At 73.0% G+C, this 24094-nt stretch carries 24 protein-coding genes and 1 riboswitch; of the genes, 19 read left to right on the top strand and 5 right to left on the bottom strand.

All coding sequences use genetic code 11. From position 1 onward, the window contains the following. Nucleotides 1-84 precede the first annotated feature (84 nt). Complete coding sequence (mltG, locus tag ACWCYO_RS26570; RefSeq protein ID WP_270148372.1) at nt 85-1299, top strand: endolytic transglycosylase MltG; 1215 nt, start codon at nt 85-87, stop codon at nt 1297-1299. A gap of 185 nt (nt 1300-1484) precedes the next feature. Here the strand turns inward: mltG (ACWCYO_RS26570) and ACWCYO_RS26565 are convergent, their stop codons facing one another. Continuing rightward, nucleotides 1485-1796 carry a hypothetical protein gene (locus ACWCYO_RS26565; RefSeq protein ID WP_449785598.1) on the bottom strand — a complete coding sequence of 104 codons (312 nt, stop codon included), beginning with the start codon at nt 1794-1796 and terminating at the stop codon, nt 1485-1487. On the opposite strand from ACWCYO_RS26565, the gene mltG (ACWCYO_RS26560) reads away from it, so the two are divergent. The 9 genes from mltG (ACWCYO_RS26560) to ACWCYO_RS26520 all read left to right on the top strand — a co-directional run bounded on the left by mltG (ACWCYO_RS26560) (nt 1770) and on the right by ACWCYO_RS26520 (nt 11521). Next, nucleotides 1770-3269 carry an endolytic transglycosylase MltG gene (gene mltG / locus ACWCYO_RS26560; protein ID WP_449785597.1) on the top strand — a complete coding sequence of 500 codons (1500 nt, stop codon included), beginning with the start codon at nt 1770-1772 and terminating at the stop codon, nt 3267-3269. The genes ACWCYO_RS26565 and mltG (ACWCYO_RS26560) overlap by 27 nt on opposite strands. 34 nt (nt 3270-3303) lie before the next feature. Further along, on the top strand, nt 3304-4134 hold the full coding sequence (locus ACWCYO_RS26555) for a shikimate dehydrogenase (RefSeq protein WP_449785596.1): 831 nt from the start codon (nt 3304-3306) through the stop codon (nt 4132-4134). A 161-nt stretch (nt 4135-4295) separates the two neighbouring features. Further along, complete coding sequence (gene aroC / locus ACWCYO_RS26550; protein WP_270148377.1) at nt 4296-5480, top strand: chorismate synthase; 1185 nt, start codon at nt 4296-4298, stop codon at nt 5478-5480. Next, entirely contained in the window at nt 5477-5998 is a 522-nt protein-coding gene (locus ACWCYO_RS26545) for a shikimate kinase (protein ID WP_270148378.1), read from the top strand. The genes aroC and ACWCYO_RS26545 overlap by 4 nt, the downstream gene beginning before the upstream one ends. Next, on the top strand, nt 5991-7082 hold the full coding sequence (aroB, locus tag ACWCYO_RS26540) for a 3-dehydroquinate synthase (RefSeq protein ID WP_270148380.1): 1092 nt from the start codon (nt 5991-5993) through the stop codon (nt 7080-7082). Before ACWCYO_RS26545 ends, aroB begins: the two co-directional genes overlap by 8 nt. Nucleotides 7083-7090: 8 nt before the next feature. Further along, nucleotides 7091-7519, top strand: coding sequence for a type II 3-dehydroquinate dehydratase (gene aroQ / locus ACWCYO_RS26535; protein WP_270151363.1), 429 nt, complete (start codon nt 7091-7093; stop codon nt 7517-7519). A gap of 137 nt (nt 7520-7656) precedes the next feature. Beyond that, the gene (locus ACWCYO_RS26530) at nt 7657-8538 is read left to right on the top strand and encodes an AAA family ATPase (RefSeq protein ID WP_405000840.1); all 882 of its coding nucleotides are present in this window, start codon (nt 7657-7659) and stop codon (nt 8536-8538) included. A gap of 78 nt (nt 8539-8616) precedes the next feature. Further along, nucleotides 8617-9426 carry an Fpg/Nei family DNA glycosylase gene (locus tag ACWCYO_RS26525; RefSeq protein WP_449785595.1) on the top strand — a complete coding sequence of 270 codons (810 nt, stop codon included), beginning with the start codon at nt 8617-8619 and terminating at the stop codon, nt 9424-9426. A 94-nt stretch (nt 9427-9520) separates the two neighbouring features. Next, nucleotides 9521-11521, top strand: a complete 2001-nt coding sequence (locus ACWCYO_RS26520; RefSeq protein WP_449785594.1) for an AAA family ATPase — start codon at nt 9521-9523, stop codon at nt 11519-11521. Here ACWCYO_RS26520 and ACWCYO_RS26515 read toward each other — a convergent pair. Together ACWCYO_RS26515 and ACWCYO_RS26510 are read right to left on the bottom strand one after the other, a co-directional pair. Next, nucleotides 11518-13188 (bottom strand): hypothetical protein, encoded by a 1671-nt coding sequence (locus ACWCYO_RS26515; RefSeq protein ID WP_449785593.1) that lies wholly within the window; start codon nt 13186-13188, stop codon nt 11518-11520. The genes ACWCYO_RS26520 and ACWCYO_RS26515 overlap by 4 nt on opposite strands. 60 nt (nt 13189-13248) lie before the next feature. Continuing rightward, complete coding sequence (locus ACWCYO_RS26510) at nt 13249-13632, bottom strand: ArsR/SmtB family transcription factor (protein WP_270148386.1); 384 nt, start codon at nt 13630-13632, stop codon at nt 13249-13251. Between the two features lie 81 nt (nt 13633-13713). Then, nucleotides 13714-13907, top strand: a riboswitch (cobalamin riboswitch). Nucleotides 13908-13939: 32 nt separating this feature from the next. Here ACWCYO_RS26510 and ACWCYO_RS26505 point away from each other — a divergent pair. Beyond that, nucleotides 13940-15049 carry a Nickel transporter NicT gene (locus tag ACWCYO_RS26505; protein WP_270148387.1) on the top strand — a complete coding sequence of 370 codons (1110 nt, stop codon included), beginning with the start codon at nt 13940-13942 and terminating at the stop codon, nt 15047-15049. Nucleotides 15050-15085: 36 nt separating this feature from the next. Here ACWCYO_RS26505 and ACWCYO_RS26500 read toward each other — a convergent pair whose 3' ends face one another. After that, nucleotides 15086-15937, bottom strand: a complete 852-nt coding sequence (locus ACWCYO_RS26500) for an EamA family transporter (protein ID WP_449785592.1) — start codon at nt 15935-15937, stop codon at nt 15086-15088. A gap of 154 nt (nt 15938-16091) precedes the next feature. Here ACWCYO_RS26500 and ACWCYO_RS26495 point away from each other — a divergent pair, with 154 nt between their 5' ends. The 6 genes from ACWCYO_RS26495 (at nt 16092) to ACWCYO_RS26470 (ending at nt 21392) form a co-directional block, all read left to right on the top strand. Beyond that, nucleotides 16092-16664 (top strand): helix-turn-helix domain-containing protein, encoded by a 573-nt coding sequence (locus ACWCYO_RS26495; protein WP_270148390.1) that lies wholly within the window; start codon nt 16092-16094, stop codon nt 16662-16664. A gap of 432 nt (nt 16665-17096) precedes the next feature. Further along, the gene (locus ACWCYO_RS26490; RefSeq protein WP_270148391.1) at nt 17097-18203 is read left to right on the top strand and encodes a M24 family metallopeptidase; all 1107 of its coding nucleotides are present in this window, start codon (nt 17097-17099) and stop codon (nt 18201-18203) included. Between the two features lie 79 nt (nt 18204-18282). Further along, on the top strand, nt 18283-18846 hold the full coding sequence (gene efp / locus ACWCYO_RS26485) for an elongation factor P (protein WP_045692866.1): 564 nt from the start codon (nt 18283-18285) through the stop codon (nt 18844-18846). A gap of 4 nt (nt 18847-18850) precedes the next feature. Further along, complete coding sequence (gene nusB / locus ACWCYO_RS26480) at nt 18851-19288, top strand: transcription antitermination factor NusB (RefSeq protein WP_030290257.1); 438 nt, start codon at nt 18851-18853, stop codon at nt 19286-19288. A gap of 158 nt (nt 19289-19446) precedes the next feature. Next, a complete protein-coding gene (locus tag ACWCYO_RS26475) occupies nt 19447-20274 on the top strand; it encodes a thioesterase family protein (protein WP_270148394.1) in 828 nt (275 codons plus the stop codon). 158 nt (nt 20275-20432) lie between these two features. Next, nucleotides 20433-21392, top strand: a complete 960-nt coding sequence (locus tag ACWCYO_RS26470; protein WP_449785591.1) for a hypothetical protein — start codon at nt 20433-20435, stop codon at nt 21390-21392. Between the two features lie 206 nt (nt 21393-21598). Here the strand turns inward: ACWCYO_RS26470 and bldD are convergent, their stop codons facing one another. Continuing rightward, nucleotides 21599-22102, bottom strand: coding sequence for a transcriptional regulator BldD (gene bldD / locus ACWCYO_RS26465; protein ID WP_030056198.1), 504 nt, complete (start codon nt 22100-22102; stop codon nt 21599-21601). Between the two features lie 332 nt (nt 22103-22434). Between bldD and pyrR the strand changes: the two genes are divergently transcribed. Both pyrR and ACWCYO_RS26455 read left to right on the top strand, forming a co-directional pair. Then, nucleotides 22435-23058: a bifunctional pyr operon transcriptional regulator/uracil phosphoribosyltransferase PyrR gene (pyrR, locus tag ACWCYO_RS26460; protein WP_270148399.1), complete on the top strand. Its 624-nt coding sequence runs from the start codon at nt 22435-22437 to the stop codon at nt 23056-23058. A gap of 5 nt (nt 23059-23063) precedes the next feature. Continuing rightward, a complete protein-coding gene (locus ACWCYO_RS26455) occupies nt 23064-24068 on the top strand; it encodes an aspartate carbamoyltransferase catalytic subunit (RefSeq protein ID WP_270148401.1) in 1005 nt (334 codons plus the stop codon). Nucleotides 24069-24094 lie beyond the last annotated feature (26 nt).

Genomic DNA, 24094 nt, shown 5'->3' with positions numbered 1-24094 from the left:
GACGATCTGGATCTATCTGTACCGATATGAGTCGTATCGGGGCGATTCGCAGCGATTTCGGGACAGCCGAGGGGGCCGCGAGCCATGATCGACCAGGACTTCCAACCGGGCCTCACGCCGGGCCACCTCGGTGCGCCGGTGCTGGAGCCGGAGGGCCGTCCGCCGGGTGCGCCCCGGCCGCGCTCCGATGCGCCGGATCCGCACCGACGGCGTAACGGACTGGCCTGCGCGCTCACCGCCTTCGCGCTGGTCGCGGTCTTCGGCGGGATCGGGCTCACCGGCTACACCTGGTTGCAGCGGCAGCGCAAAGCCCCGGCGGCCGCCGACTACGCGGGGCAGGGCGACGGCAGGGTGCAGGTCTCGGTGCCCGAGGGCGCGGGCCTGTCCCAGATCGCCTCCGCGCTGGTCCGCAACGGGGTGGTGGCCAGCTCGCTCGCCTTCACCCGGGCAGCGAAGGGCAGCGCGGCCGCCGGGCGGATCCAGCCCGGGACGTACACGCTCAAGCAGAAGATGTCGGCCGCCGCCGCGCTGTCCATCCTGATCGACCCGGCCAACGCCAACGGGCTCACCATCCCCGAGGGCTGGCGCGGCTACCAGATCTACGCGGCGATCGACAAGAAGCTGAACCTCCCCGAGGGCACCACCCAGAAGGCCGCCAAGGAGCAGGGCGCCGAGCTCGGCCTGCCGGACTTCGCCAACGGCAGCCCGGAGGGCTACCTGTTCCCCGCCAGGTACGCCGTCACCGACAGCACCACCCCGCTGGACCTGCTGAAGCAGATGGTCGACCGGGCCGGCAAGGAGTTCAGCCAGGACGACGCGAAAGTCGTCGCACAGAACCTCGGGCAGAGCCTGTACGGGCTGGTCACCGTCGCCAGCATGGTCCAGGGCGAGGCCGACAACACCGAGGACATGGGCAAGGTGGCCCGGGTCATCTACAACCGGCTGGCGAAGGGGATGCCGCTGCAGCTGGACTCCACCATCAACTACGCGCTCGGCCGCTCGACCCTGAACACCACCGTCACCGACACCAACCTGGACTCCCCGTACAACACCTACCTGCACCCGGGCCTGCCGCCGTCGCCGATCTCCAACCCCGGACGGCAGGCGATCATGGCGGCGCTGGACCCGACGCCGGGCGACTGGCTGTACTTCGTGACCGTGAAGCCGGGCGACACGCGCTTCACCGACAGCTTCGAGGTGCACCAGCGCAACGTGGCGGAGTTCAACGCCGCCCGGGCGGCCAAACCGAGGTCCCCGGCCTCCGCCACGCCCTCGACGGCGGGCGCGACGACCCCGTGACGGCCCCGTGCGCCACGGGTGAGGTCGCTCACTGAGAGCGCGTCCGCCCGGGCGGGGGTACGGCTGCGGTACGGTAACGTCTCCTCCCAGGCGCTGCGCTAGCACGCCGGTTCGAGAATCAGCCGGGACGGCGTCGTCCCGGACGGCCGGTCCGATCCTCCGGTCGTCACCGTCGGTTAAGGGGATCAATGACCGATCTGGGTCGGGGCTACGGCCCCCAGGGCGAGCCGTGGCACCCCGGTGATCCCGGGTACGGCGGCCAGCAGCCGGTCCCCGGCCAGCAGGACGGCCAGTGGCAGCAGCAGTACCCGCAGCACGGCCAGCAGCCGTACGGGGACGTGCAGCAGGCCCACCTCCAGCAGATGGGGGGCGTGCATCAGCAGCAGATGCAGGAGGGATACCCGCAGGGGTACCAGCAGCAGGGTTATCCGCAACAGCAGGGTTTTGAGCAGGGGTATCAGCAGCAGGGCATGACCCAGCAGGGCTACCCCCAGCAACAGATGCCGATGCAGCAGGGGATGCCCCAGCAGGGCTATCCCCAGCAGCAGATGCCGATGCAGCACCAGGGCATGCCGCAGCAGCAGGTCCAGCCGCAGCCCGTTCCGCAGCAGGTCGCCCCGCAGGCGTCCGCGCCCGAGCCCGCCGCCGGTCCCGGCCCGGACGGGATCGACTGGGAGGCCGAGGCCGCCGCGCTGGAGTCCGGCGCCGACCCGGTCGCCGGGGCGCACGAGCGCGAGGCCGAGGAGTGGGACGGCCGGCACGAGGGCGAGCTCCAGGGCGAGGACGGCTACCTCGAGGAGCACGCCGAGGCCGAGGAGGTCGGCTTCCTCGGCGAGCAGGACGAATCCCGCGAGGCGCAGAAGAAGCGCAAGGAGAAGGGCAAGAAGGCGGGCCGCCGCAACGGCGGCGCCTGCCTGGTGGTCGCGCTGGTGCTGGTCGGCCTGCTCGGCGGCGCCGGCTGGTGGGGCTACGGCTTCTACCAGAAGCACTTCGGCCCGCCGCCGGATTTCACCGGGGAGGGCACCGGCTCCGTCCAGGTCGAGGTCAAGCCGGGCGCGGTCGGCGGCCAGATCGGTCTCGCCCTGAAGAACGCCGACGTGGTCAAGAGCGTCGACGCGTTCACCAAGGCCTGCGACGCGGTCGAGCCCAAGTGCGGCACCATCCAGCCGGGCTTCTACACGCTGAAGAAGGAGCTGCCGGCCGCGGCCGCGCTCAAGGAACTGCTCGACCAGGCCGGCGGCGCGGCGATCGTGTTCCCGGAGGGCAAGAACTCCTCCGAGATCTACGCCATGATCGACGCCAAGCTGAAGCTCCAGAAGGGCACCACGGCGAACGTCGCCAAGGCCCAGGTCAACGACCTCGGCCTGCCCGCGTACGCGACCGGCAACATCGAGGGATTCCTCTGGCCGACCCGCTACAACATCTCCGACGGCATGAAGCCCGAGGACCTGCTCAAGCAGATGGTGAAGAACGCCGTCGACAAGTACGCGAACCTGGACGGCCAGGCCGCCTCGGTGGGCCTCAAGAACGGCTACGAGGTGATCACCGAGGCGAGCATCCTGCAGCGCGAGGGTAACAACCCGTCGGACTTCGCCAAGATGGCCAGGACGATCCAGAACCGATTGGCGAGCAACGAGACGCAGCACCGTCTCGGAATGGACACCACGCTGCAGTACTCGCTGGGCCGCAAGGACCTCAACAGAAGCGACATGGACAACGCGTCCAACAAGTACAACACCTACCTGAACCCGGGCCTGCCGCCGACGCCCATCTCCAACCCCGGCGACGAGGCGATCAACGCGGTGCTGCACCCGGCGGACGGCAAGTGGCTGTACTTCATCGCGATGTCCCCGACCGAGACCCGGTTCGCCGAGACGTACGCGGAGCACAAGGCCAACGTCAAGGAGTACTGCACCGCCGCCGGTCAGGGCTTCGACGACGCCCGCGGTCACTGCACCACCCAGAAGTAGCCAGAGCCGGAAGGCAATTGACGGAGAGGCAGCGTTGACCAGCAAGTACCGGGCGGCCGTCCTCGGCTCGCCGATCGCCCACTCGCTCTCGCCGGACCTGCACCGGGCCGCCTTCGCGGCGCTCGGGCTGGACGGCTGGCGCTACGACTGCTTCGAGGTCGACGAGGCCGGCCTGCCCGGCTTCCTCGCCGGGCTGGACGAGGCCGAGTGGGCGGGGCTGTCGCTGACCATGCCGCTGAAGCGGGCGATCATCCCGCTGCTGGACGAGGTCAGTGCGACGGCCCGCTCGGTGGACGCGGTGAACACCGTGGTGTTCACCGCCGACGGGCGGCGCACCGGGGACAACACCGACGTCCCCGGGCTGGTCAACGCGCTGCGCGAGCGCGGCATCACCGAGGTGCCGGCCGCCGCCGTGCTGGGCGCCGGAGCCACCGCCTCCTCGGCGCTGGCGGCGCTCGCCCAGGTCTGCACCGGCGAGGTGACGGTCTACGTGCGCAGCGCCGAGCGGGCCCGGGAGATGGCCGAGCTGGGCGAGCGGCTCGGCGTCGCGGTGCGCACCGCCGACTGGGAGCGCGGCGCCGAGGCGCTGGAGCGGCCGCTGACCGTCTCCACCACGCCGGTCGGCGCGACCGACGTCTTCGCCGGCTCGCTGCCGACGGCCCCCGGCGCGCTGTTCGACGTGCTGTACCACCCCTGGCCGACGGCGCTGGCGGCGGCCTGTGCCGAGCGCGGGTCGACCGTCCTGGGGGGTCTGGACCTGTTGGTGCACCAGGCGGTGCTGCAGAGCGAGGCCTTCACCGGGCGCGCGCCCGGACCGCTGGCGGCGATGCGCGAGGCGGGGGAGAAGGCGCTCGCCGGGCGGTAGGGACTTTTCGGACCTAGATCGTTTCGTTGGGTGACCGGGTGCCGTCCGTCACCCGGACTCTGCCCCCGGGGGCCGCCTGGTCATGAAAGGATTCGGGCAGAAGGCACGCTCGGGCGGGTCGCGGCGGTGCCGTGGACCGGTCCGCTGATGAAGGAGCTCCGTTGGGTACGTTGCGCTGGCTGACGGCGGGGGAGTCGCACGGCCCCGCACTCGTCGCGACGCTGGAAGGCCTTCCCGCCGGTGTACCGGTCACCACCGACGTGGTGGCCGACGCGCTGGCGCGGCGCCGGCTCGGTTACGGCCGCGGGGCGCGGATGAAGTTCGAACAGGACGAGGTGACCTTCCTCGGTGGCGTCCGGCACGGCCTGACCATGGGCAGCCCGGTCGCGATCATGGTCGGCAACACCGAGTGGCCGAAGTGGGAGCAGGTCATGTCGGCCGACCCGGTCGACCCCGAGGTGCTGGCCGGCCTGGCCCGCAACGAGGCGCTGACCCGCCCCCGGCCCGGCCACGCCGACCTGGCCGGCATGCAGAAGTACTCGATCGACGAGGCCCGGCCGATCCTGGAGCGCGCCAGCGCCCGGGAGACGGCCGCCCGGGTCGCGCTGGGCGCCGTCGCCCGCGCGTACCTGCGCGAGGTGGCGGGGATCGAGATCGTCAGCCACGTGGTCGAGCTGGCCGCCGCCAAGGCGCCGGCCGGTGTGGTGCCGCTGCCCTCGGACGAGGCCCGGCTGGACGCCGACCCGGTGCGCTGCCTGGACGCGGACGCCTCGAAGGCGATGGTCGCCGAGATCGACCAGGCCCACAAGGACGGCGACACCCTCGGTGGCGTGGTCGAGGTGCTGGCGTACGGCGTGCCGGTGGGCCTCGGCTCGCACGTGCACTGGGACCGCCGGCTGGACGCCCGGCTGGCCGCCGCCCTGATGGGCATCCAGGCGATCAAGGGCGTCGAGGTCGGCGACGGCTTCGAGCTGGCCCGGGTGCCGGGCTCGAAGGCGCACGACGAGATCGTCCCGACGCCCGAGGGCGTCAAGCGCACCTCCGGCCGCTCCGGCGGCACCGAGGGCGGCCTGACCACCGGTGAGGTGCTGCGGGTGCGCGCCGCGATGAAGCCGATCGCGACCGTGCCGCGGGCGCTGCAGACGCTGGACGTGCGCACCGGCGAGCCGGCCAAGGCGCACCACCAGCGCTCGGACGTCTGCGCGGTGCCGGCCGCCGGCATCGTCGCCGAGGCGATGGTCGCGCTGGTGCTGGCCGACGCGGTCAGCGAGAAGTTCGGTGGCGACAACGTCTCCGAGACCCGTCGCAACGTGCAGGGCTACCTCGACAACCTGATCGTCCGATGACTCAGCCCGTCGTGGTGCTGGTCGGCCCGCCCGGCAGTGGCAAGTCCACCGTCGGGCGGGCCCTGGCCGAGCGCCTGGGCGTCGGCTTCCGGGACACCGACGCCGACATCGAGGCGCTGGCCGGCAAGCCCATCCCGGAGATCTTCATCGACGAGGGCGAGCCGCACTTCCGCGAGCTGGAGGTCCGGGCGGTGCGCGCGGCGGCGGAGGGACACGGCGGAGTGCTGGCGCTCGGCGGCGGCGCGGTGATGGCCGAGGCCACCCGCGAGCTGCTGCGCGAGCTGCCGGTGGTCTTCCTGGAGGTCCCGCTGGGCGACGCGGTCAAGCGGGTCGGCCTGGACGCCCCGCGCCCGCTGCTGGCCGTCAACCCGCGGGCCCGCTGGCGCGAGCTGATGGAGGCCCGCCGCCCCCTCTACCTGGAGGTGGCCACCGCCGTCGTCGACACCGCCGACCGCACCCCGGAGCAGGTCGCGGACGCCGTACTGGAAGCACTGGAGCTGAAGACCCCCCATGACTGACACCACCGTCAGGATCCACGTCGGCGGCAGCGCCGGCCACGACCCGTACGACGTGCTGATCGGGCACCAGTTGCTCGGCGAGCTGGCGCCGCTGGTCGGGCCGCGCGCCAAGCGGGTCGCGATCATCCACCCGGAGGCGCTGGCCGCCACCGCCGACGCCATCCGCGAGGACCTGGCCGGCGAGGGGTACGAGGCGATCGCGCTGCAGGTGCCCAACGCCGAGGAGGCGAAGAGCGCCGAGGTCGCCGCGTACTGCTGGTCGGTGCTCGGGCAGACCGGGTTCACCCGCAGCGACGTCATCGTCGGCCTCGGCGGCGGGGCCACCACCGACCTGGCCGGCTTCGTCGCGGCCACCTGGCTGCGCGGGGTGCGCTGGATCTCCATGCCCACCACGCTGCTCGGCATGGTCGACGCGGCCGTCGGCGGCAAGACCGGCATCAACATCGCCGAGGGCAAGAACATGGTCGGCGCCTTCCACCCGCCGGTGGGCGTGCTGGCCGACCTCGGCACCCTGGAGACCGTGCCCAAGCACGACTACGTCTCCGGCCTCGCCGAGGTCATCAAGTGCGGCTTCATCGCCGACCCGGTCATCCTCGACCTGGTCGAGGCCGACCCGGAGGGCGCGAAGACCCCGGCCGGCCCGCACACCGTCGAGCTGATCCGCCGGGCCATCCAGGTCAAGGCCGACGTGGTCTCCGGGGACCTCAAGGAGTCCGGCCGGCGCGAGATCCTCAACTACGGCCACACCCTGGGCCACGCCATCGAGCGCAACGAGCGCTACAAGTGGCGGCACGGCGCGGCGATCTCCATCGGCATGGTCTTCGCGGCCGAACTCGGCCGGCTGGCCGGGCGGTTGGACGACGAGACGGCCGACCGGCACCGCACCGTACTGGCTTCGGTCGGCCTCCCGCTGACCTACCGGGCGGACGCCTGGCCGAAGCTGCTGGACGCCATGAAGATCGACAAGAAGTCGCGCGGCGACCTGATCCGCTTCATCGTCCTGGACGGCCTCGGCAAGACCTCCGTGCTGGAGGGCCCCGACCCGTCCCTGCTGGTCGCCGCCTACGCGGAGGTCTCGGCGTGACCCGGGTGATGGTGCTCAACGGCCCCAACCTCGGCCGGCTGGGCAGCCGCGAGCCGGACGTCTACGGCGCCACCTCGTACGCCGGGCTGGTCGAGCGCTGCACCGCGCTGGGCAAGGAGTTCGGCTTCGAGGTCGAGGTGCACGAGACCAACTCCGAGCAGCAGATGGTGGAGTGGCTGCACGAGGCGGCCGACGGGAAGGTGCCCGTGGTGATCAACCCGGGCGCGTTCACCCACTACTCGTACGCGATGCGGGACGCCGCGGCGCAGCGCACCGCGCCGCTGATCGAGGTGCACATCTCCAACCCGTACGCGCGGGAGACCTTCCGGCACACCTCGGTGATCGCGGCGGTGGCCTCCGGGACCATCGCGGGGTTCGGGCTCGGGTCGTACGAACTGGCCCTGCGCGCCCTGGCGGAGCAGCTCACCTCGCGCTGACAGCTGGTCAGCGGCCCGGCGGCGGACTGTGCCCGTTGCCGGGCCGCCGTGTAGTGTCCCGCTGAGAGTTGTCGGGAGGTGCCGTGACGCAGTACGCCGCAGGTGGGCAGGTCCCGCCGCGTCCCGCCGCTCCGCCGGTGCCGCCGGGGGGCGGTGCGGGGGCGTCCCCGTCGGGAGCGACGGTTCCGTCGCCCGCTCCGCCGCCGCCGACCGTTCGGCCGGGGGCGGCTCCTGCTTCCGGTCCGGTGCCGGGGCCGGCACCGGCCGTCGCTCCGGCACCTGCTCAGGCACCCCGGCCCGCGCCGGCGCCCGCACCCGCCGGTGCGCCGCGGCCGGTGCCCCCCGCTGCGCCGCGGCCGGTGCCCACCGCGCCCGTACCGGCCGGCGGCACCGGGCACTTCGTGCTGCCCACCGGCACGCCCGTCCAGCTCCCCGCCCACCCGCCGCAGCGGCACGCGCCCGCCGGGCCGATCGCCGTGCTGCTGATCGGCCCCGCCGGGGCGGGCAAGACCACCGTCGCCCGGTACTGGGCCGAGCGCCGGGCCACCCCGACCGCGCACATCAGCCTGGACGACGTCCGGGAGTGGGTGCAGTCCGGCTTCGCCAACCCGCAGTCCGGCTGGAACAACGCCTCCGAGGCCCAGTACCGGCTGGCCCGCCGCACCTGCGGCTTCGCCTGCCGCAACTACCTGGCCAACGGCATCTCCTGCATCATCGACGACGCCGTCTTCCCGGACCGTCCGGCGATCGGCCTCGGCGGCTGGAAGCGGCACATCGGCCCCGGCATGATCCCGGTCGTGCTGCTGCCCAGCCTGGACTCGGTGCTGCGCCGCAACGCCCGCCGCAGCGGGACCAGGCGGCTCGGTGACGAGGAGGTGGCGCGCATCCACGGCCGGATGGCCGGCTGGTACAACTCCGGGCTGCCGATCATCGACAACTCGTACCTGGACGTCGCCGGTACGGCCGCCGAGCTGGACCGGGTCATCCTCGCCCGGCTGATGGGGATGCCGGTCCGCTGACCCGCTGGTCGTGGAGCTGTCGGTGGGGGCTGCGATGATGGAGCGGACCCGCCAGAACCACCCGGGGAGCTGACGCCCGTGCCGGAAGGCCACATCATCCACCGCCTCGCCGGTCAGAACCGCCAGGCCTTCGCCGGCCGCCCGGTGCGGGTCTCCAGCCCGCAGGGCCGCTTCGCCGACGAGGCCAAGGCGATCGACGGGCAACTGCTCACGGGCGCGGAGGCCACCGGCAAGCACCTGTTCCTGGGCTTCGAGGAGGGCGCCTGGGTGCACATCCACCTCGGCCTCTACGGCGGCTTCACCTTCGGCGACGGGCCCGCGCCCGAGCCCGTCGGCCTGGTCCGGCTGCGGCTGGCCAATGACGGCGGCTACGCCGACCTGCGCGGTCCCAACACCTGTGCGCTGGTCACCGACGCCGAGAAGGCCGCCGTCGCCGCCCGCCTCGGCCCCGACCCGCTGCGCGCCGACGCCGACCCGGAGGCCGCCTGGCGCCGGATATCCGGCAGCCGGACGACCGTCGCCGCGCTGCTGATGGACCAGAAGGTGCTGGCCGGGGTCGGCAACGTCTACCGCGCCGAGGTGCTGTTCCGCCACCGCGTCAACCCGCACCGGGCCGGCCGCGACCTCACCCGTCGCGAGTGGGACGCGATCTGGGCCGACCTGGTCGCCCTGATGCGCGAGGGCGTCGCCGCCGGCCGGATCGACACCGTCCGGCCCGAGCACACCCCCGAGGCGATGGGCCGCCCGCCCCGGGTGGACGACCACGGCGGCGAGGTGTACGTCTACCGCCGCGCCGCGATGCCCTGCCTGGTCTGCGGCACGGAGGTGCGGACGGAGGAGCACGCGGCGCGCAACCTGTTCTGGTGCCCGACCTGCCAGACGGCCTGAGGCGGGTCCTGAGGCGGATCCTGAGGCGGATTCAGCCCCGGGGGCGGGCCCACGCCGTAGGCTGGGGCCCGGTCCGGTCGGAGGGAGCGCACGGGTGGACGGCTACGAGGTGTCCAACAGCGTGTCGGGCACGGTGCACGGGGACGTGATCCAGGGGCAGAACGTCACGGTCCACCTGCCGCCTAAGCGCCGGATCCCGTACCAGGTGCGTCCGCCGCGGGCGAGCTTCGTCAACCGTGAGCGTGAACTCGCGGCGCTCACCGCCGCGTTGGCCAGGTCCGAGCAGGGCGGGCCGGCGGTCGTGGCCTTCAGTGGTCTCGGTGGGGTGGGCAAGACCGAGCTGGTGGCGAAGTTCGCCAAGGAGCGGGCGTCGCACTTCCCGGGCGGGGTGCTGTACGCCGACCTGAAGGCGTACCGGCACCGGTCCGCGGTGGACCTCCCCGGGGTGCTGGAGGGCTTCCTGCGGGCTCTCGGGGTCCGCCCTCCGGACGCGGAGGCCGAGCGGTTCGGGGAGTTCCGTACCGTCACCGCCGATCAGCGGTGCCTGATCTTCCTGGACAACGTCGAGCACGCCGCCGAGGTCCGGGCGCTGCTGCCGTCCGGCGGGCTGGTGGTGGCGGCGGGTCGGCGGCGGCTGGACGCGCTGCGGATGGAGGGGGCCGAGGTGCTCGAGCTGGACCGGTTGAGTGCGGCGGCCGGTGCCGCGCTCGTCCGCGGCTGGCTGAGCGCCGGGCGGGGCACCGAGGTGGAGGTGGCGGCGCTGGTGGAGCGGTGCCAGGGGCTGCCGCTCGCGCTGAACGCCGTCGGGAGCCAGCTGCTGGGCCGGGGCCGGCTGTCCGTCGGCCAGGTGGTGGCGGAACTGTCCCACCAGGAAGGCAGGTTGGCCATCCTGAACAACGAGGAGGGGAACCTCCGGGAGACCTACGACCCGGTGTACCAGCGGCTCTCCTCGCCCGGCCGGTCGCTCTACCGGCTGATCGGCGTGCACCCGGGGCCCTTCGTGTCGGCCGAACTGGCGGACGCGGTGGGCGTCGAGCGGGCGGAGGAGGCCCTGGACGAGCTGTGCGCCGTGCACCTGCTGGACGTGGTCGTCGACCAGGGGCCGGGGGAGCGCTTCCAGGCCCATGACGTGGTGCGGACGCACGCCTACGCCTGCGCCCGGGAACTGCCGGACCGGGGCGAGCTGTTGGCGCGGGTGGTGGCGTACTACCGGGGCAGGGCCTCGCTGGCGGACCGGGCGATGGGTGCGCGGCTGCGGCTGCAGGAGCCGAGCGGCGAGGACCTGCCCGGATTCCGCTGCGGGGCGGACGCGTTGGAGTGGCTCCACGCCGAGCGGGCCAATCTGCGCGCGGTGGTGGAGGCGGCGGCCGAGCGGCGGTGGCACGACGAGGTGTGGCGGCTGTGCGAGTCGCTGTGGCCGCTCTACCACGGCCGCAAGCTGTACGCGGACTGGATCGCCACCCACGAGGTCGGCATCGAGTCGGCCCGGTGGGCCAACAATCCGGACGCGGTGGTGCGGATGCACAACCAGCTGGCCCGGGCCCACTACGAGCGGGAGGAATTCGGGCTCGCCGCCGAACAGTTGGCGCTCGGTGCCGAGCAGGTGCCGCTGGTGGCCGACCGCCGGGTGGTGGGCGTGCTGTACGAGACGGACGGCCTGCTGTGCCTGGCCGACGGCCGTCCGGGGGACGCGGTGGAGAGGTTCACGCTGGCCCGGGAGGCCAACGAGGGCGATGCCCACGGCGAGATCGTGCAGAGCTACAACCTGGCGCAGGCGCTGATCGCCGACGGCCGTGCGGACGAGGCGCTGGCCGCGTTGGCCGGGGCCACCGTGCGGGCCGTGGCCACCGCGGACCACGACATGCTGATGAAGCTGCCGCTGGTGCACGCCCGGGCCCACCGGGCGCTCGGGCAGCTCGATCGCGCCGTCGAGCAGGCCGGAACCTGCGTCGAGCGGGCCAGGGCCCGCAAGCAGTACGCCAAGGAGGCCCAGGCCCACACCCTGCTGGTCGCCCTCGCCGAGCAACTGGACGACGCCGAACTGGCCGAGCGCAGCCGGGCGCGGCTGCGGGAGCTGCAGGAGCTGCCGGGCTAGGTTCCAGCGCTGAACGACACCCGGGTGCGGTGTTCGCCGGTGCGGACGGTGAGTCCGTGCTCGGGCAGGCCGGCCGGGTCGCCGCCGTCGGCGAGCCAGCAGGCGAGCGCCGAGCCGAGCAGCAGGGGGTCGAGGCTGGGGTCGGGGCAGCCGAAGTCCCGTTCGGCGCGGGCCTCGAGGAGCAGACCGCCGTGCAGCCGGAGCAGGTGGCGGGCCGGGCCGAGGGCGGCCACCGCGACGGCGAGGCCGGGCAGTTCGAGGGCGGTGTCGGCGAGCCAGCGGACGGCGGGGCGTTCGGCGTGCGGCTCGGTGCGGGCGAGGACCTCGGCGGTGTAGCGCAGGGCGTCGCCGGGGTGGTCGTCGGTGAGGGCGTGGAAGCCGCGCGGGGTGTGGTCGTCCGGGTGGAACGGGTAGCGCCGCAGGCTGACCTCGGTGCCCTCGCTCTTGCCCTCGACGTCGTACGCGGTGGGTCCGTCACCGGTCGGGCGGGGCGCGGGCTTGGGGTAGGGCGGCAGGACCGGTTCGCCCTCGGGTTCGTCCAGGCCGCCGAGGAAGGAGTAGAGCAGCGGGCGCAGCACCCGGGCGGATTCGCCGCGGTGGGCGAGCGAGCGGTCGGTGAGGTCGCTCAGGTCGGCGGGGTCATGGGCGAGGGCGAGTTCGAGCTGGGCGGCGAGGTCGCCGTCGGGGTCCAGCGCTGGTGCGTGCTGGCCGAAGGCGTAGCTGGGGGAGTGCGGGTCGAGTTCGGCGGCGCCGGTGGCGACGAGCAGGGTGCGGCGTTCCAGGGCGGCGCCGTAGACGGAGACCGAGCCGTGGTCGCCGATCAGGCAGTCGGCGGCGACGAGTGCGGCCTGCCAGCCCTGGTGGGGCGGGATGAGGCGCAGGCCCATCCGGCGGGCGTCGTCGAGCAGGGCTTCGGGGTCGTGCCGGCTCCACACGTTGGGGTGGAGCACGACGGCCACCGTGTACTCGTCGGCGGGCAGCCGGCGGACCAGCCGCTGCGGCAGGTCGGGATGGCGGCCGAATAACGAGTGTTCGCTCCAGGTGGAGTTGACGACGACGAGCCGGCGGCCGTCGACGGCGCCGAGCGCGGCGCGGTAGCCGTCGCGGGAGCGTTCGCTGCGCAGGATCCGGTCGAAGCAGGGGTCGCCGACCACCTGGGCGACGTCCAGTGCCTCGGGGCAGGAGACCCGTAGCCGGTCCAGCTGCTCGGGGTGGGAGAGGCCGAGGACGTCGACGAACACCCGTCCGCGGTGGGTGAGTTCATGGCGGGAGAGGCCGGCGGCGCTGACCGTGTCGCCGGTGGACTCGGTGACCAGGCGGTTGTAGCCGGCGCCGTGCGGCAGGACGACCAGGTGGGCGTCCAGACGGTGCATGGAGGCGTGGACGGCGCAGGCGACGGCCAGGTCGAAGCGGCGCTGGACGGCGTCCTCCCAGTCCAGCACGGTGTAGCCGGGCAGGCCGTGGAGGAAGTCGTCCAGGGCGCGGTCGGCGAAGGCGGAGCCGGGGTTGACGGTGAAGTACCGCTCGATGCCGTCCGGGTGCAGCAGGGTGAGGACGTCCAGGACCCGGGTCGCCGAGGTGAGGGTGCGGGCGACGGCCAGCACGCGGGCCTTGACCGGGCGGGTGTTCCAGCGGTCGGCGGGCCAGACGTGGGGGTGGGACGGCACATCGTGATCGTACTCATCCGGCCGCGTCGCGGCGCCGTTTCGCGGGTACCGGTCGGGTCGTCAGCCCGCGGCCGCGGTCGGCTCCTCGTGGTCGGCGGCGGCGCACTCGTCGAGGAGGGGGCGCATGCCGTCGTCCACGAGCCGGTAGCGCACCACGCGTCCGTCCTTGTCGCCGGTGACCAGGCCCGCGGTGCGGAGCAGGCGCAGCGCCTGGGAGACGGCGGGGTCGCGCATGCCGGTGGCGACCGCCAGGTCGCTGACGGCGAGCGGGCCGGCCCGGTGGAGGGCGAGCAGCAGGGCGAGCCGTCCGGGGTCGGCGAGCAGGGAGAACCGCTCGGCCCAGGAGCGGACGTGCTCGGTGTCACCGATGGCGGCGATGGCTTCGCAGACCCGGTGCCCGTCGATGGTGCGGTGGCCCGCGCGGTCGGCCGGTACGAGATGCATGCGGACATTCTGGCAGCTCACGACCTGTGATCCTGGACACCTGCACAGGTGCGCAACCTTGCGAGGGTGCCGTCCTGCCCCTACGGTGTTCCCCGCCGTGGTGCTCGGGAAGACCGGTGACGGACCCTCAACAGGTCCCACTCCGGAGCGGCCCTCGCCACTGTGATCGGGGGAGAGTTGTCCGGACCCACGTGCCACTGGGCGCCTCGTGCGCCTGGGAAGGCGGGTCCGGAAGCCCCGTAAGCCAGGAGACCGGCCACGGCATCTCACGACGTCATTCCACGAGGTGCTGGAGCGTGATCCGCAGATGACCCTGCCCGAAACCGCCACTCCCGCCGAGGCGGTCCCCTCCGTCCTGCCCACCTTCCGGTGGAAGCGCGAGGACACCATCCGTACCGCCGGGCTGATGGGGGTGATCCTGGCCATGCACGTGGTGGCGTTCGGGACCCTCGTCTTCCTGGTCGCCCCGCAGAACTACGCCGTCGGCACCCAGGTCTTCGGGGTCGGCCTCGGCATCACCGCGTACACCCTGGGCATGCGGCACGCCTTCGACGCCGACCACATCGCGGTGATCGACAACACCACCCGCAAGCTGATGGCGGACGGCAAGCGACCGGTGTCGGTGGGCTTCTGGTTCGCGCTCGGCCACTCCTCGATGGTGGTCGTCATGGCCGCCCTGGTCGCGGGCGGCGCCCAGCTGGCGGGCACGCTGATGGACGACGACTCGGCCACCCACAAGTGGCTCGGGATGATCGGCACCACGGCCTCCGGCGCCTTCCTGTACCTGATCGGCGCGCTCAACCTGGCGGCGCTGTTCGGCATCCTGAAGGTGTTCCGCTCGATGCGGGCCGGGCGGTACGACGAGGCGGAGCTGGAGGAGCACCTCGACTCGCGCGGCCTGATGGCCCGGATCCTGAACCGGGCGACCCGCTCGATCACCCGGCCCGGGCAGATGTTCCCGGTCGGCATGGTGCTGGGCCTGGGCTTCGACACCGCGACCGAGGTGACGCTGATGGTGATGGCCGGTTCGGGTGCGGCGGCGGGGCTGCCCTGGTACGCGATCGCGTGCCTGCCGCTGCTGTTCGCGGCCGGGATGAGCCTGTTCGACACCCTGGACGGGACGTTCATGAACTTCGCGTACCAGTGGGCCTTCTCCAACCCGGTGCGCAAGGTGTACTACAACCTGACCATCACCGGGCTGTCGATCGCGGTGGCCTTCATCATCGGCACCATCGAGCTGGTCGGCGTGCTGCACGAGAAGCTCGACCTGACCGATCCGGTGACCGGGTTCATCGCGGACATCTCGCTGGACAACGTCGGCTACGCGATCGCGGGGCTGTTCGTGGTGGTGTGGGCGATCGCGATCGCCTACTGGAAGCTGGCGGGCGTCGAGAAGCGCTGGACGCCTGTGAAGTAGCCCGTCGGTGCAGCCACGTCGGTGTGGCCCCGTCGGTCACGCCGTCGCGAGCAGCAGCGTGCCCGCGACGGCGAGCCCGGCGCCGACCAGCTGGACCGGGCGCAGCCGTTCCTTCAGCACCCCGCGCGCCAGCAGCGCCGTCACCACCGGGTAGAGCGAGGCGAGCACGGCGGCCACCGCCGCCGAGCCGCCGTGCGAGGCCAGGGCGTACGTGGCGTTGCCGGCGACGTCGACCAGCCCGACGCCGGTGAGCAGGGGCAGCCGGGAGCGCAGCTCCGGCAGCAGCCCGGAGGTGTCGGTGCCGCGCAGGCCGATCAGCAGCGCGGCACCGCCGACGAGGACGTTGACGACCCGCTGGACGCACAGCACGAGCAGCAGCCCGCCACCGGCCGAGGCCTGCGAGAGCAGGGACATGTTGGCGCCGAAGCCGAAGGCGGCGGCCAGGCTGAGCAGCAGGGCGGTGCGGGCGGCGGACGGCCCGCCGCGCTCGGGCCCGCCGGCCAGCACCACGCCGGCCACCGCGACCGCGATCCCGGCCAGCTGGCCGAGGCCGGGCCGCTCGCCGAGCGCGAGCCCGACGCCGACCGGCACCGCGACGCCGACGGTGGCCAGCGGGGACACCACGCCCATCGGGCCGAGTGCCAGCGCCCGGTAGAAGGCGAGCATCGCGAAGGGGCCGATCACCCCGGCGGCGACGGCGTACCAGAGGGCGGGGGAGGCGTCGGCCCAGCCGCCGGTGGCCAGCAGGGCGAGGAGCAGGACGACGGTGGCCGCGGTCTGGGAGACGACCACCACGGCGAGCGCGGGCAGCCGGCGGGTGAGGATGCCGCCGCCGAAGTCGCCCAGGCCGGTGAGCAGGCTGGCGGAGAGGGCGAGCAGGACGGTCACTTGAGGGTCCTGGAGTTGTTTGAGGACAGCACAATGCACTCCGAAGTACAGTCGGATGGACTTGTTGCCGGAACGGCAGCGTAGTGCACTGAACTGAACTCGACCGAACAATATTCTGTACGTCTCGTACGGTGGACACCGGAGGACTGCCCGCGTGCCGGACCCCGACCTCGTCTCCCGGGCCCTCGCCCGGAACGTCAAGCGGCTGCGCACCGAGCGCGGCCACACCCTGGACGCCCTCGCCGCCCGCTCCGGAGTGAGCCGCGGCATGATCGTCCAGATCGAGCAGGGCCGCACCAACCCGAGCGTGGCCACCGTGGTCCGGATCGGCGACGCGCTCGGCGTCTCGATCGCCACGCTGCTCGACTACGAGGAGGGCCCGGACGTCCGGATCGTGCCCGGCGACCAGGCCGTCCCGCTCTGGACCGGCCCGGAGGGCGGCACCGGCACCCTGCTGCACGGGATCGAGGCGCCCGGGCCGCTGGAGCTGTGGGACTGGCGGATGGCGCCGGGTGAGGAGTACTCCGCCGAGCCGCACCCGGCCGGGACGGTGGAGATCCTGCGGGTCGACGAGGGCGAGCTGACCCTGGTGCACGGCGAGCGGCTGCACGCGGTGCCGGCCGGCAGCACGGTCTCCTTCGACGCCTCCCACGCGCACGTCTACCGCAACGCGGGGGAGCGGGAGCTGCGGCTGACCATGGTGGTGTCGGTCCCGCCGCCGCGCTGAGCTGTTCTTCGGATGCCGAAGCGGCGCCTCCCCGGCGTGGGGGGCGCCGCTTTCGCGTGCCGTCGCTCCTGCGGGGTGTTCCTCCTGTCGGTCGGCGCTCTTCGCGGAAGTCGACGCGCCCGCCCACGACCGGGTCGTACTTGCGCAGGACCATCCGGTCCCGCAGAACCTCGTCCCGGCCTACCGCCGCGGCCCGATCGACCCGGAGGGGAGGCGACGGCGCGAAGGAGGTGAGGGGATGCCGGGGGGGCTCGCTCGTCGGGGGACGGGACGCGGCGCGAGCCGGTTGTGCTCGGCCGAGCGACTCGGGGTGCGGAGTGCGCCGCGCGGGGCGCCGTCGGCGGGCCGTCGCGAGGGGCGCAGTGGGGCGGTGGGGCATCGGGCGGGGGTGCTCGGCGGGCGGTTCGGGCCGGGGGTTCGTAGGCTCGACGCATGGTGGATGCGTACGCGGGTCGGCGGGAGCGGGTGAGGGAGCACTGCAGTGCGGCCGGGGTCGATGCGGCGCTGATCACCCGGGCGGCGAACGTGCGGTATCTGACGGGCTGCGCGCCGTGTGGGGCGACGCTGTTGCTGACCCGGGAGCGGGCGCTGCTGTCGCTGCCGGACGACCTGCCGCCGGATGACTCGGGGGAGCACCTGATCGCCCCGGACGTCACCCAGGTGCCGGTGTCGGCCGGGGCGGACACCGCGCTGGCGGCGGCGGCCGCGGCCGGGCGGCTGGGGGTGCGGGACCTGGCGGTGGAGGAGCACGACCTGACCGTCACCCGGCACCGGGCGGTGGCCGGCCTGGTGGAGGGGGCCCGGCTGGCGGACCTCGGCCAGGTGGTGGAGCGGCTGCGGGTGGTGAAGGACGAGCACGAGATCGCCGATCTGCGGATCGCCGCCGAGATCGCCGACCAGGCGCTCGGTGAGCTGCTGGAGTCGATCCTGGTCGGCCGGACCGAGCGGCACCTGGCGATGGAGCTGGAGCGCCGGATGATCGACCACGGCGCCGACCGGGCGGCCTTCCCGGTCTCGGTCGGCACCGGCGGCCACTCCGGCCAGCCCGCCCACCAGCCGACCGACCGCCGGGTGGAGGAGGGTGACTTCCTCACCGTGGTGATGGGCGCCCAGTACCGCGGCTACCGCGTCTCGACCGCCCGGACCTTCGTGATCGGCGCCACTCCCGCGCCCTGGCAGGTCGAGCTGCACCGGCTGGTCTTCCGCGCCCAGCGGGCCGGTCGGGAGGCGCTCGGGCCGGGCGTCGAGCAGTGCGTACCCGACCGGGTCGCCCGGCAGGTCCTGGAGGCGGCGGGCCACACCGAGGCCTCGCCGCACCCGGTGGGCCACGGCATCGGGCTGGAGATCAGGGAGGCGCCGCGCCTCGGTCCGTCGGACATGGGTAAACTGGACAGCCGCGTGCCGGTCACCGTCGGCCCAGGGGTCCACCTCCCGGGCAAGGGCGGGGTCCGGATCGAGGACACGCTCGTCGTGCGCCCCCTCGAAGAGGGCGGGCCCGAGCTGCTCACCATCACCACCAAGGAGCTCCTCGCCCTGTGACGGCGGCCCCCGAGGGCCGTCGGCGGCAGGACGCGAACCCTTGGTTCCTTGACAGCTATATCCAGGAGTAAGTGCGCCCGTGGCTTCCACGAACGATCTCAAGAACGGCATGGTCCTCAAGCTGGAGGGCGGCAAGCTCTGGTCCGTCGTCGAGTTCCAGCACGTCAAGCCCGGCAAGGGCCCGGCCTTCGTCCGGACCAAGCTCAAGGAGGTCCTGACGGGCAAGGTCGTCGACAAGACCTTCAACGCCGGCACCAAGGTCGAGACCGCCAACGTCGACAAGCGCGGCATGCAGTTCTCGTACAAGGACGGCGAGAACTTCGTGTTCATGGACATGGACACCTACGACCAGCTGACGGTCGAGCCGGCCGTCGTCGGCGACGCCGCCAAGTACCTGCTGGAGGGCTTCGAGGCCCTGGTCGCCACCAACGAGGGCGCCGTCCTGTACATCGAGCTCCCGGCCGCCGTCGAGCTGACCATCGAGCACACCGAGCCGGGCGTCCAGGGCGACCGCTCCACCGGTGGCACCAAGCCGGCCACCCTGGAGACCGGTGCCGAGATCCAGGTGCCGCTGTTCGTCGTCACCGGCGAGAAGGTCAAGGTCGACACCCGCGACGGCAGCTACCTCGGCCGGGTGAAGTAAGTCCGTGTCGGCCGCACGTAGCAAGGCCCGCACCCGGGCCTTCCAGATCCTCTTCGAGGCCGACCACCGCGGGGTCGACCCGCAGCAGGTCCTCGCCGACTGGGTCGCCCGCGCCCGCGAGCCCAAGCCCGACGAGGGCACCCCGCAGGTCGGCGAGTACACGATGGAGCTGATCGAGGGGTACGTCCAGCACGCCCGTCGCATCGACGACCTCATCGAGCAGTACGCGGTCGGCTGGACGCTCGACCGGATGCCGATCGTGGACCGCAACGTCCTGCGGCTCGGCGCGTACGAGCTGATCTGGGAGGACGGCGTCCCGGACGCGGTCGTCCTGGACGAGGCCGTCGAGATCGCCAAGGAGTTCTCCACGGACGACTCCCCGGCCTTCGTCAACGGCATGCTCGCCCGCTTCCTGGAGCTGAAGCCGAGCATCCGCCGGTAGCGTTGACGCCTTGTGGAACGGCCGTCGGAACCGAGAACCTCGGTTCCGACGGCCGTTCCGCGTTTCCCCCGGCGATCGCAAGGTGCACCCGGCAGGCGTAAGGTGGGGCCCTACTCGTCAGTAACTTGAGCCAGTGACGTGAAGGGCAGGGCACCTCCATGACCACCGCGACCCGCAGCGAGTTCGACCAGGGCATCGCGCTGACCAGACACCCCGAGGAGGCCGGCCGCTACGAGGCCGAGCTCGGCGCCGGCTGGCAGATCGGCGGCGGGGTCAACGGCGGGCTGCTGCTCGCCGTGGCCGGACACGCGCTGTCGCTGGAGCACGGCCAGCACCCGGACCCGGTGTCGATCAGCGGTTACTACCTGTCCGCCTCCACCCCCGGCCCGGCCACCGTCCGCACCGAGGTGCTGCGCACCGGCCGCGGCCTGTCCACCGGCACCGCCTCGCTCAGCCAGGACGGCGTCGAGCGCCTGCGCGTGGTGGCCAGCCACGGCGACCTGGCCACCGTCGAGGGCGAGGTGCGCACCAGTGCCACTGCGCCGCAGCTGCCGCCGCCGGACCAGTGCATCGGCGTCGAGCACGCGCCCAAGCAGCTGATCGAGCAGGCGGCCCTGCTGGAGCGCTTCGACCTGCGGCTCGACCCGGCCACCGTCGGCTGGGCGCTCGGACAGCCCTCCGGCCGGGGCCGGATCCAGGGCTGGTTCCGGCTCGCCGACGGCCGCGAGCCCGACCCGCTGCTGCTCCTGCTGGTCGCCGACGCGCTGCCGCCGGTCACCTTCGACCTCGGCCTGCCCGGCTGGGCCCCGACCATCGAGCTGACCGTCCACCTGCGGGCCAAGCCCGCCCCGGGCTGGCTGCGGGTCGTCCACGCCACCCGCAACCTCGCCGGCGGCTACTTCGAGGAGGACGCCGAGATCTGGGACGAGGCCGGCCGCCTGGTCGCCCAGTCCCGCCAGCTGGCCCGGGCGCCGCGTCCCGCCTGAGGCCAGGCGGTGATCACGGCTCCTATTACCGGTGGTTACATTCCTGTGACACGCCGTACGTGTGTGGCGCGCGGAACTGGGGAGTAACACGGTCAGCGGCGAGCCCCGCCGCTGACCGTCACCGCCCGACGGCCGCCCGCCGACGCCAGGAGCCTCCGATGACCAGCCGCAAGGGCCGCGCCCGCCGCAACTCCGACTGCACCGCCGGCGGCCCGCGCCCCGCGTTGCGGGCGCCGCACCGGCCGCACCGGCCGCGGCGGGTCGAGGGGGCCGAGCAGGCGTTCGTCATCGGGGTGCTCACCAACGCCGCGGACTTCGCGCAGGCCCGTGACTGGGGGGTCAGCGACGCCCCCGACCACGAGCGCTACCTGGCCGACACCGCCGAGCTGCTGGCCGACGCCCTGGAGCGCTTCGAGACCGTCCGGGCCAGGATGTTCCACCCGCGGGACTTCGAGGAGTTCTGCCTGCTGCACGGCCTGGACCCGGCCGAGCCGGCCGCCCGCGACCGCTACCTGGTCAACCCGCCGCTGCAGACCCAGCTGCTGGCCTACCAGGGCGAGGAGCTGGCCGGGGACTTCGTGCCGCGGCTGGTCCGGGCCCGGGAGAACGGGCTGACGCTCTGCCACGCAGACCTGCTGCTGGACGGCGGACTGCTCGGGACCGCGGGCCCGGCGGAGCCGGACGAGGAGCACGCGCGCTGGGTGCGCGCCGCCCACCAGCGCGGGAGCGAGGTGTTCCGCCGGATGCTGGTCGGCGCGGGCGCCGGGGTGTACGAGTTGCGGCTGCGGGTGGACGCGCCGGGCGGGCCGCTGACCGCGGCGGCCCGGGTGCTTCAGTGGGAGGACGGCGTGGTGCGGATCAACGACGAGGAGCTGGAGCTGGTCTGCGCGGTGCTGTGCGCCGGGCTGGCGCTGGAGCTGCCGGCCGTCGCGGTGCTGCACGGCTCCCAGGGCTCGGCGGCCTCCTGCGGCGCCCGCGGCGGAGCCGCTGATGAACACTTCCTGCCGGCCGCCTGGGCCTGGTCGAGCAGTGGCCCGGACTGGGCGCCGGCCGCCCGGCCGGTGCGACTGGACGGGGTGGCGGCACAGCCGGGCTACAGCCTGGGGACGGCCTGCTGAACCCCCTGCCGCCGAGCCGAAGGGCGCGCCGGCGCCGAAAGTGAGGAGCGACAAGCGACCGACGGAGGAGCAAGCGCCGGAGCGACGGCCGTCGGCGCCGGGTCGGAGTGCCCGGAGGCGAGGTGGCGATCGCAGCCGCGGCGCGGCCCCCGGATCCCGGGAACCGCGCCGTGACGTTTCTGCCTGCTACTGCTGGTCTGCGAGCCTCAGCTCGCGTCCTCCTCGCGCACCGCACGGCGCGCGTCGGGGTTGAGCACACCCCAGGAGATCAGCTGCTCGGTGAGGATCGACGGCGACTGGTCGTAGATCACGGCCAGAGTGCGCAGGTCGTCCTGGCGGATCGAGAGGACCTTGCCGTTGTAGTCGCCGCGCTGGCTCTGGATGGTCGCCGCGTAGCGCTGCAGCGGACCGGCCTTCTCGGACGGGACCTGGGTCAGTCTCTCCAGGTCGAGGACCAGGCGCGGCGGCGGCTCGGCCGCGCCGCCCGGGGTACCGCCGGGCAGGAGCTCCTGCACCGGAACGCCGTAGAACTCGGCGAGCTCGGCCAGCCGCTGCACGGTGACCGCACGGTCGCCGCGCTCGTACGAGCCGACGACGACTGCCTTCCAGCGCCCCTGGGACTTCTCCTCGACACCGTGCAGGGAGAGCCCCTGCTGAGTGCGGATCGCTCGGAGCTTGCCTCCGAGCTGCTTCGCGTAGTCGCTGGACATTGATCTCCCCGGACGAGATTGCTTCGCGTTCAGTGGTGGGTCACGGGCGATTGCCGGCGTCGCTACCGGTGGGTTCGACGCCCGTCTCGTAACTCACTGTGAGGTTACGTAGAGTAAGGTAGTTGCGTCAAGCCGAATGGGGCAGTCGTGCGAATGGCTCCCATCGTCGGCGCGTCCGGTGCGTTAACCCGGGGAAGCGGAATGATGGAGGTCCATTTGCCTCTCGGCGCGCTGATAGGATGACCCGAAGCCCGCGCCCGGTCGGCGGGGGCAGATTCCCAGACATCCTTTAAGGCCCGTCCCGTGAGGCGGGGAAGGAGGTCCGCTTCGGCATGACCACACACCAGGAACCCACGCCGCGGCCGCCGCACCAGGTGCTGGACGGCACGGACATCGCCCGGGTCATCACCCGGATAGCGCACGAGATCGTCGAGCGCGCCAAGGGCGCGGAGGACGTCGTGCTGCTCGGCATCCACACCCGGGGAGTGCACCTCGCCCGCCGCCTGCACGGCCGGCTGGCCCAGATCACCGGGAGCGAGATCCCGCTGGGCACCCTGGACATCACCATGTACCGGGACGACCTGCGGCTGAAGCCCGCCCGCGCCCTGGAGCACACCGAGATCCCGCCCGGCGGCATCGACGGCAAGCTCGTCATCCTCGTCGACGACGTGCTCTTCTCCGGCCGCACCATCCGCGCCGCGCTCGACGCGCTGAACGACATCGGCCGTCCGCGCGCCGTGCAGCTCGCCGTCCTGGTCGACCGCGGCCACCGCGAGCTGCCGATCCGGGCCGACTACGTGGGCAAGAACCTCCCCACCTCGCTGCGCGAGGCCGTGCAGGTCCGCCTCGCCGACACCGACGGCGTGGACGCCGTCCTGGTCGGCGACCGCGACTACACCGCCCGCAGCTCGCAGGCCCTGGCCTCCCAGCCCACCGAACCGCACCTCCCGGAGTAACCCGCGTGAAGCGCCACCTCGTCTCCGCCGCCGATCTCAGCCGCGACGACGCGCTGCTGATCCTGGACACCGCCGAGGAGCTGGCCCAGCTCTCCGGCCGGGCCGTCAAGAAGCTGCCCACGCTGCGCGGTCGCACCGTCGTCAACCTCTTCTTCGAGGACTCCACCCGCACCAAGACCTCCTTCGAGGTCGCCGAGAAGCGGCTGTCCGCGGACGTCATCAACTTCTCCGCCAAGGGCTCGTCGGTCTCCAAGGGCGAGAGCCTCAAGGACACCGCGCTGACCCTGCAGGCGATGGGGGCCGACGCGGTCGTCATCCGCCACCACGCCTCGGGCGCGCCGGCCCGGCTGGCCCAGTCCGACTGGCTGCACGGCAGTGTGATCAACGCCGGTGACGGCACCCACGAGCACCCCACCCAGGCGCTGCTCGACGCCTTCACCATGCGCCGCCACCTCAACGCCGGCCTCGGCAACGACCTTTCGGGCCGCCGGGTCACGATCGTCGGTGACGTCCTGCACAGCCGGGTCGCCCGCTCCAACGTGCACCTGCTGACCACCCTCGGCGCCCAGGTGACCTTCGTCGCCCCGCCGACCCTGCTGCCCATCGGCATCGAACCCAACCCCGATACCGGCGCAGCCGGGTGGCCCTGCGAGGTCAGCTACGACCTGGACAGCGTGCTGCCCAAGACCGACGCGCTGATGATGCTGCGGGTCCAGCGCGAGCGGATGAACGCCGCGTTCTTCCCGACCGAGCGCGAGTACAGCCGCCGCTACGGCATGAACGGCAGCCGGATGGCCCAGCTGCCCGAGCACGCCATAGTGATGCACCCCGGCCCGATGGTCCGCGGCATGGAGATCACCGCCGAGGTCGCCGACTCGCCGCGCTGCACCGTGGTCGAGCAGGTCGCCAACGGCGTCTCCGTCCGGATGGCCGTCCTCTACCTGCTGCTCGGCGGAGCCACCCTCGCCGACACCGCCGCCCGCACCGACTCCGTGGAGACCGTCCAGTGAACGAGCGCAGTGAGCGAACCAACGAC

The sequence above is a fragment of the Kitasatospora sp. NPDC001683 genome, from assembly GCF_053596495.1.
The sequence above is the reverse complement of the archived record's forward strand: the minus strand, read 5'-3'. Positions and strand labels throughout refer to the sequence as shown.

What these genes read in the sequence shown, in the direction of transcription:
- mltG (WP_270148372.1), top strand. Translation starts at nt 85, where the DNA reads ATGATCGACCAGGACTTCCAACCGGGCCTCACGCCGGGCCACCTCGGT.
- mltG (WP_449785597.1), top strand. Translation starts at nt 1,770, where the DNA reads ATGACCCAGCAGGGCTACCCCCAGCAACAGATGCCGATGCAGCAGGGG.
- ACWCYO_RS26545 (WP_270148378.1), top strand. Translation starts at nt 5,477, where the DNA reads ATGACTCAGCCCGTCGTGGTGCTGGTCGGCCCGCCCGGCAGTGGCAAG.
- aroB (WP_270148380.1), top strand. Translation starts at nt 5,991, where the DNA reads ATGACTGACACCACCGTCAGGATCCACGTCGGCGGCAGCGCCGGCCAC.
- aroQ (WP_270151363.1), top strand. Translation starts at nt 7,091, where the DNA reads ATGGTGCTCAACGGCCCCAACCTCGGCCGGCTGGGCAGCCGCGAGCCG.
- ACWCYO_RS26510 (WP_270148386.1), bottom strand. Translation starts at nt 13,632, where the DNA reads ATGCATCTCGTACCGGCCGACCGCGCGGGCCACCGCACCATCGACGGG.
- ACWCYO_RS26505 (WP_270148387.1), top strand. Translation starts at nt 13,940, where the DNA reads ATGACCCTGCCCGAAACCGCCACTCCCGCCGAGGCGGTCCCCTCCGTC.
- ACWCYO_RS26490 (WP_270148391.1), top strand. Translation starts at nt 17,097, where the DNA reads ATGGTGGATGCGTACGCGGGTCGGCGGGAGCGGGTGAGGGAGCACTGC.
- ACWCYO_RS26475 (WP_270148394.1), top strand. Translation starts at nt 19,447, where the DNA reads ATGACCACCGCGACCCGCAGCGAGTTCGACCAGGGCATCGCGCTGACC.
- ACWCYO_RS26470 (WP_449785591.1), top strand. Translation starts at nt 20,433, where the DNA reads ATGACCAGCCGCAAGGGCCGCGCCCGCCGCAACTCCGACTGCACCGCC.
- bldD (WP_030056198.1), bottom strand. Translation starts at nt 22,102, where the DNA reads ATGTCCAGCGACTACGCGAAGCAGCTCGGAGGCAAGCTCCGAGCGATC.
- pyrR (WP_270148399.1), top strand. Translation starts at nt 22,435, where the DNA reads ATGACCACACACCAGGAACCCACGCCGCGGCCGCCGCACCAGGTGCTG.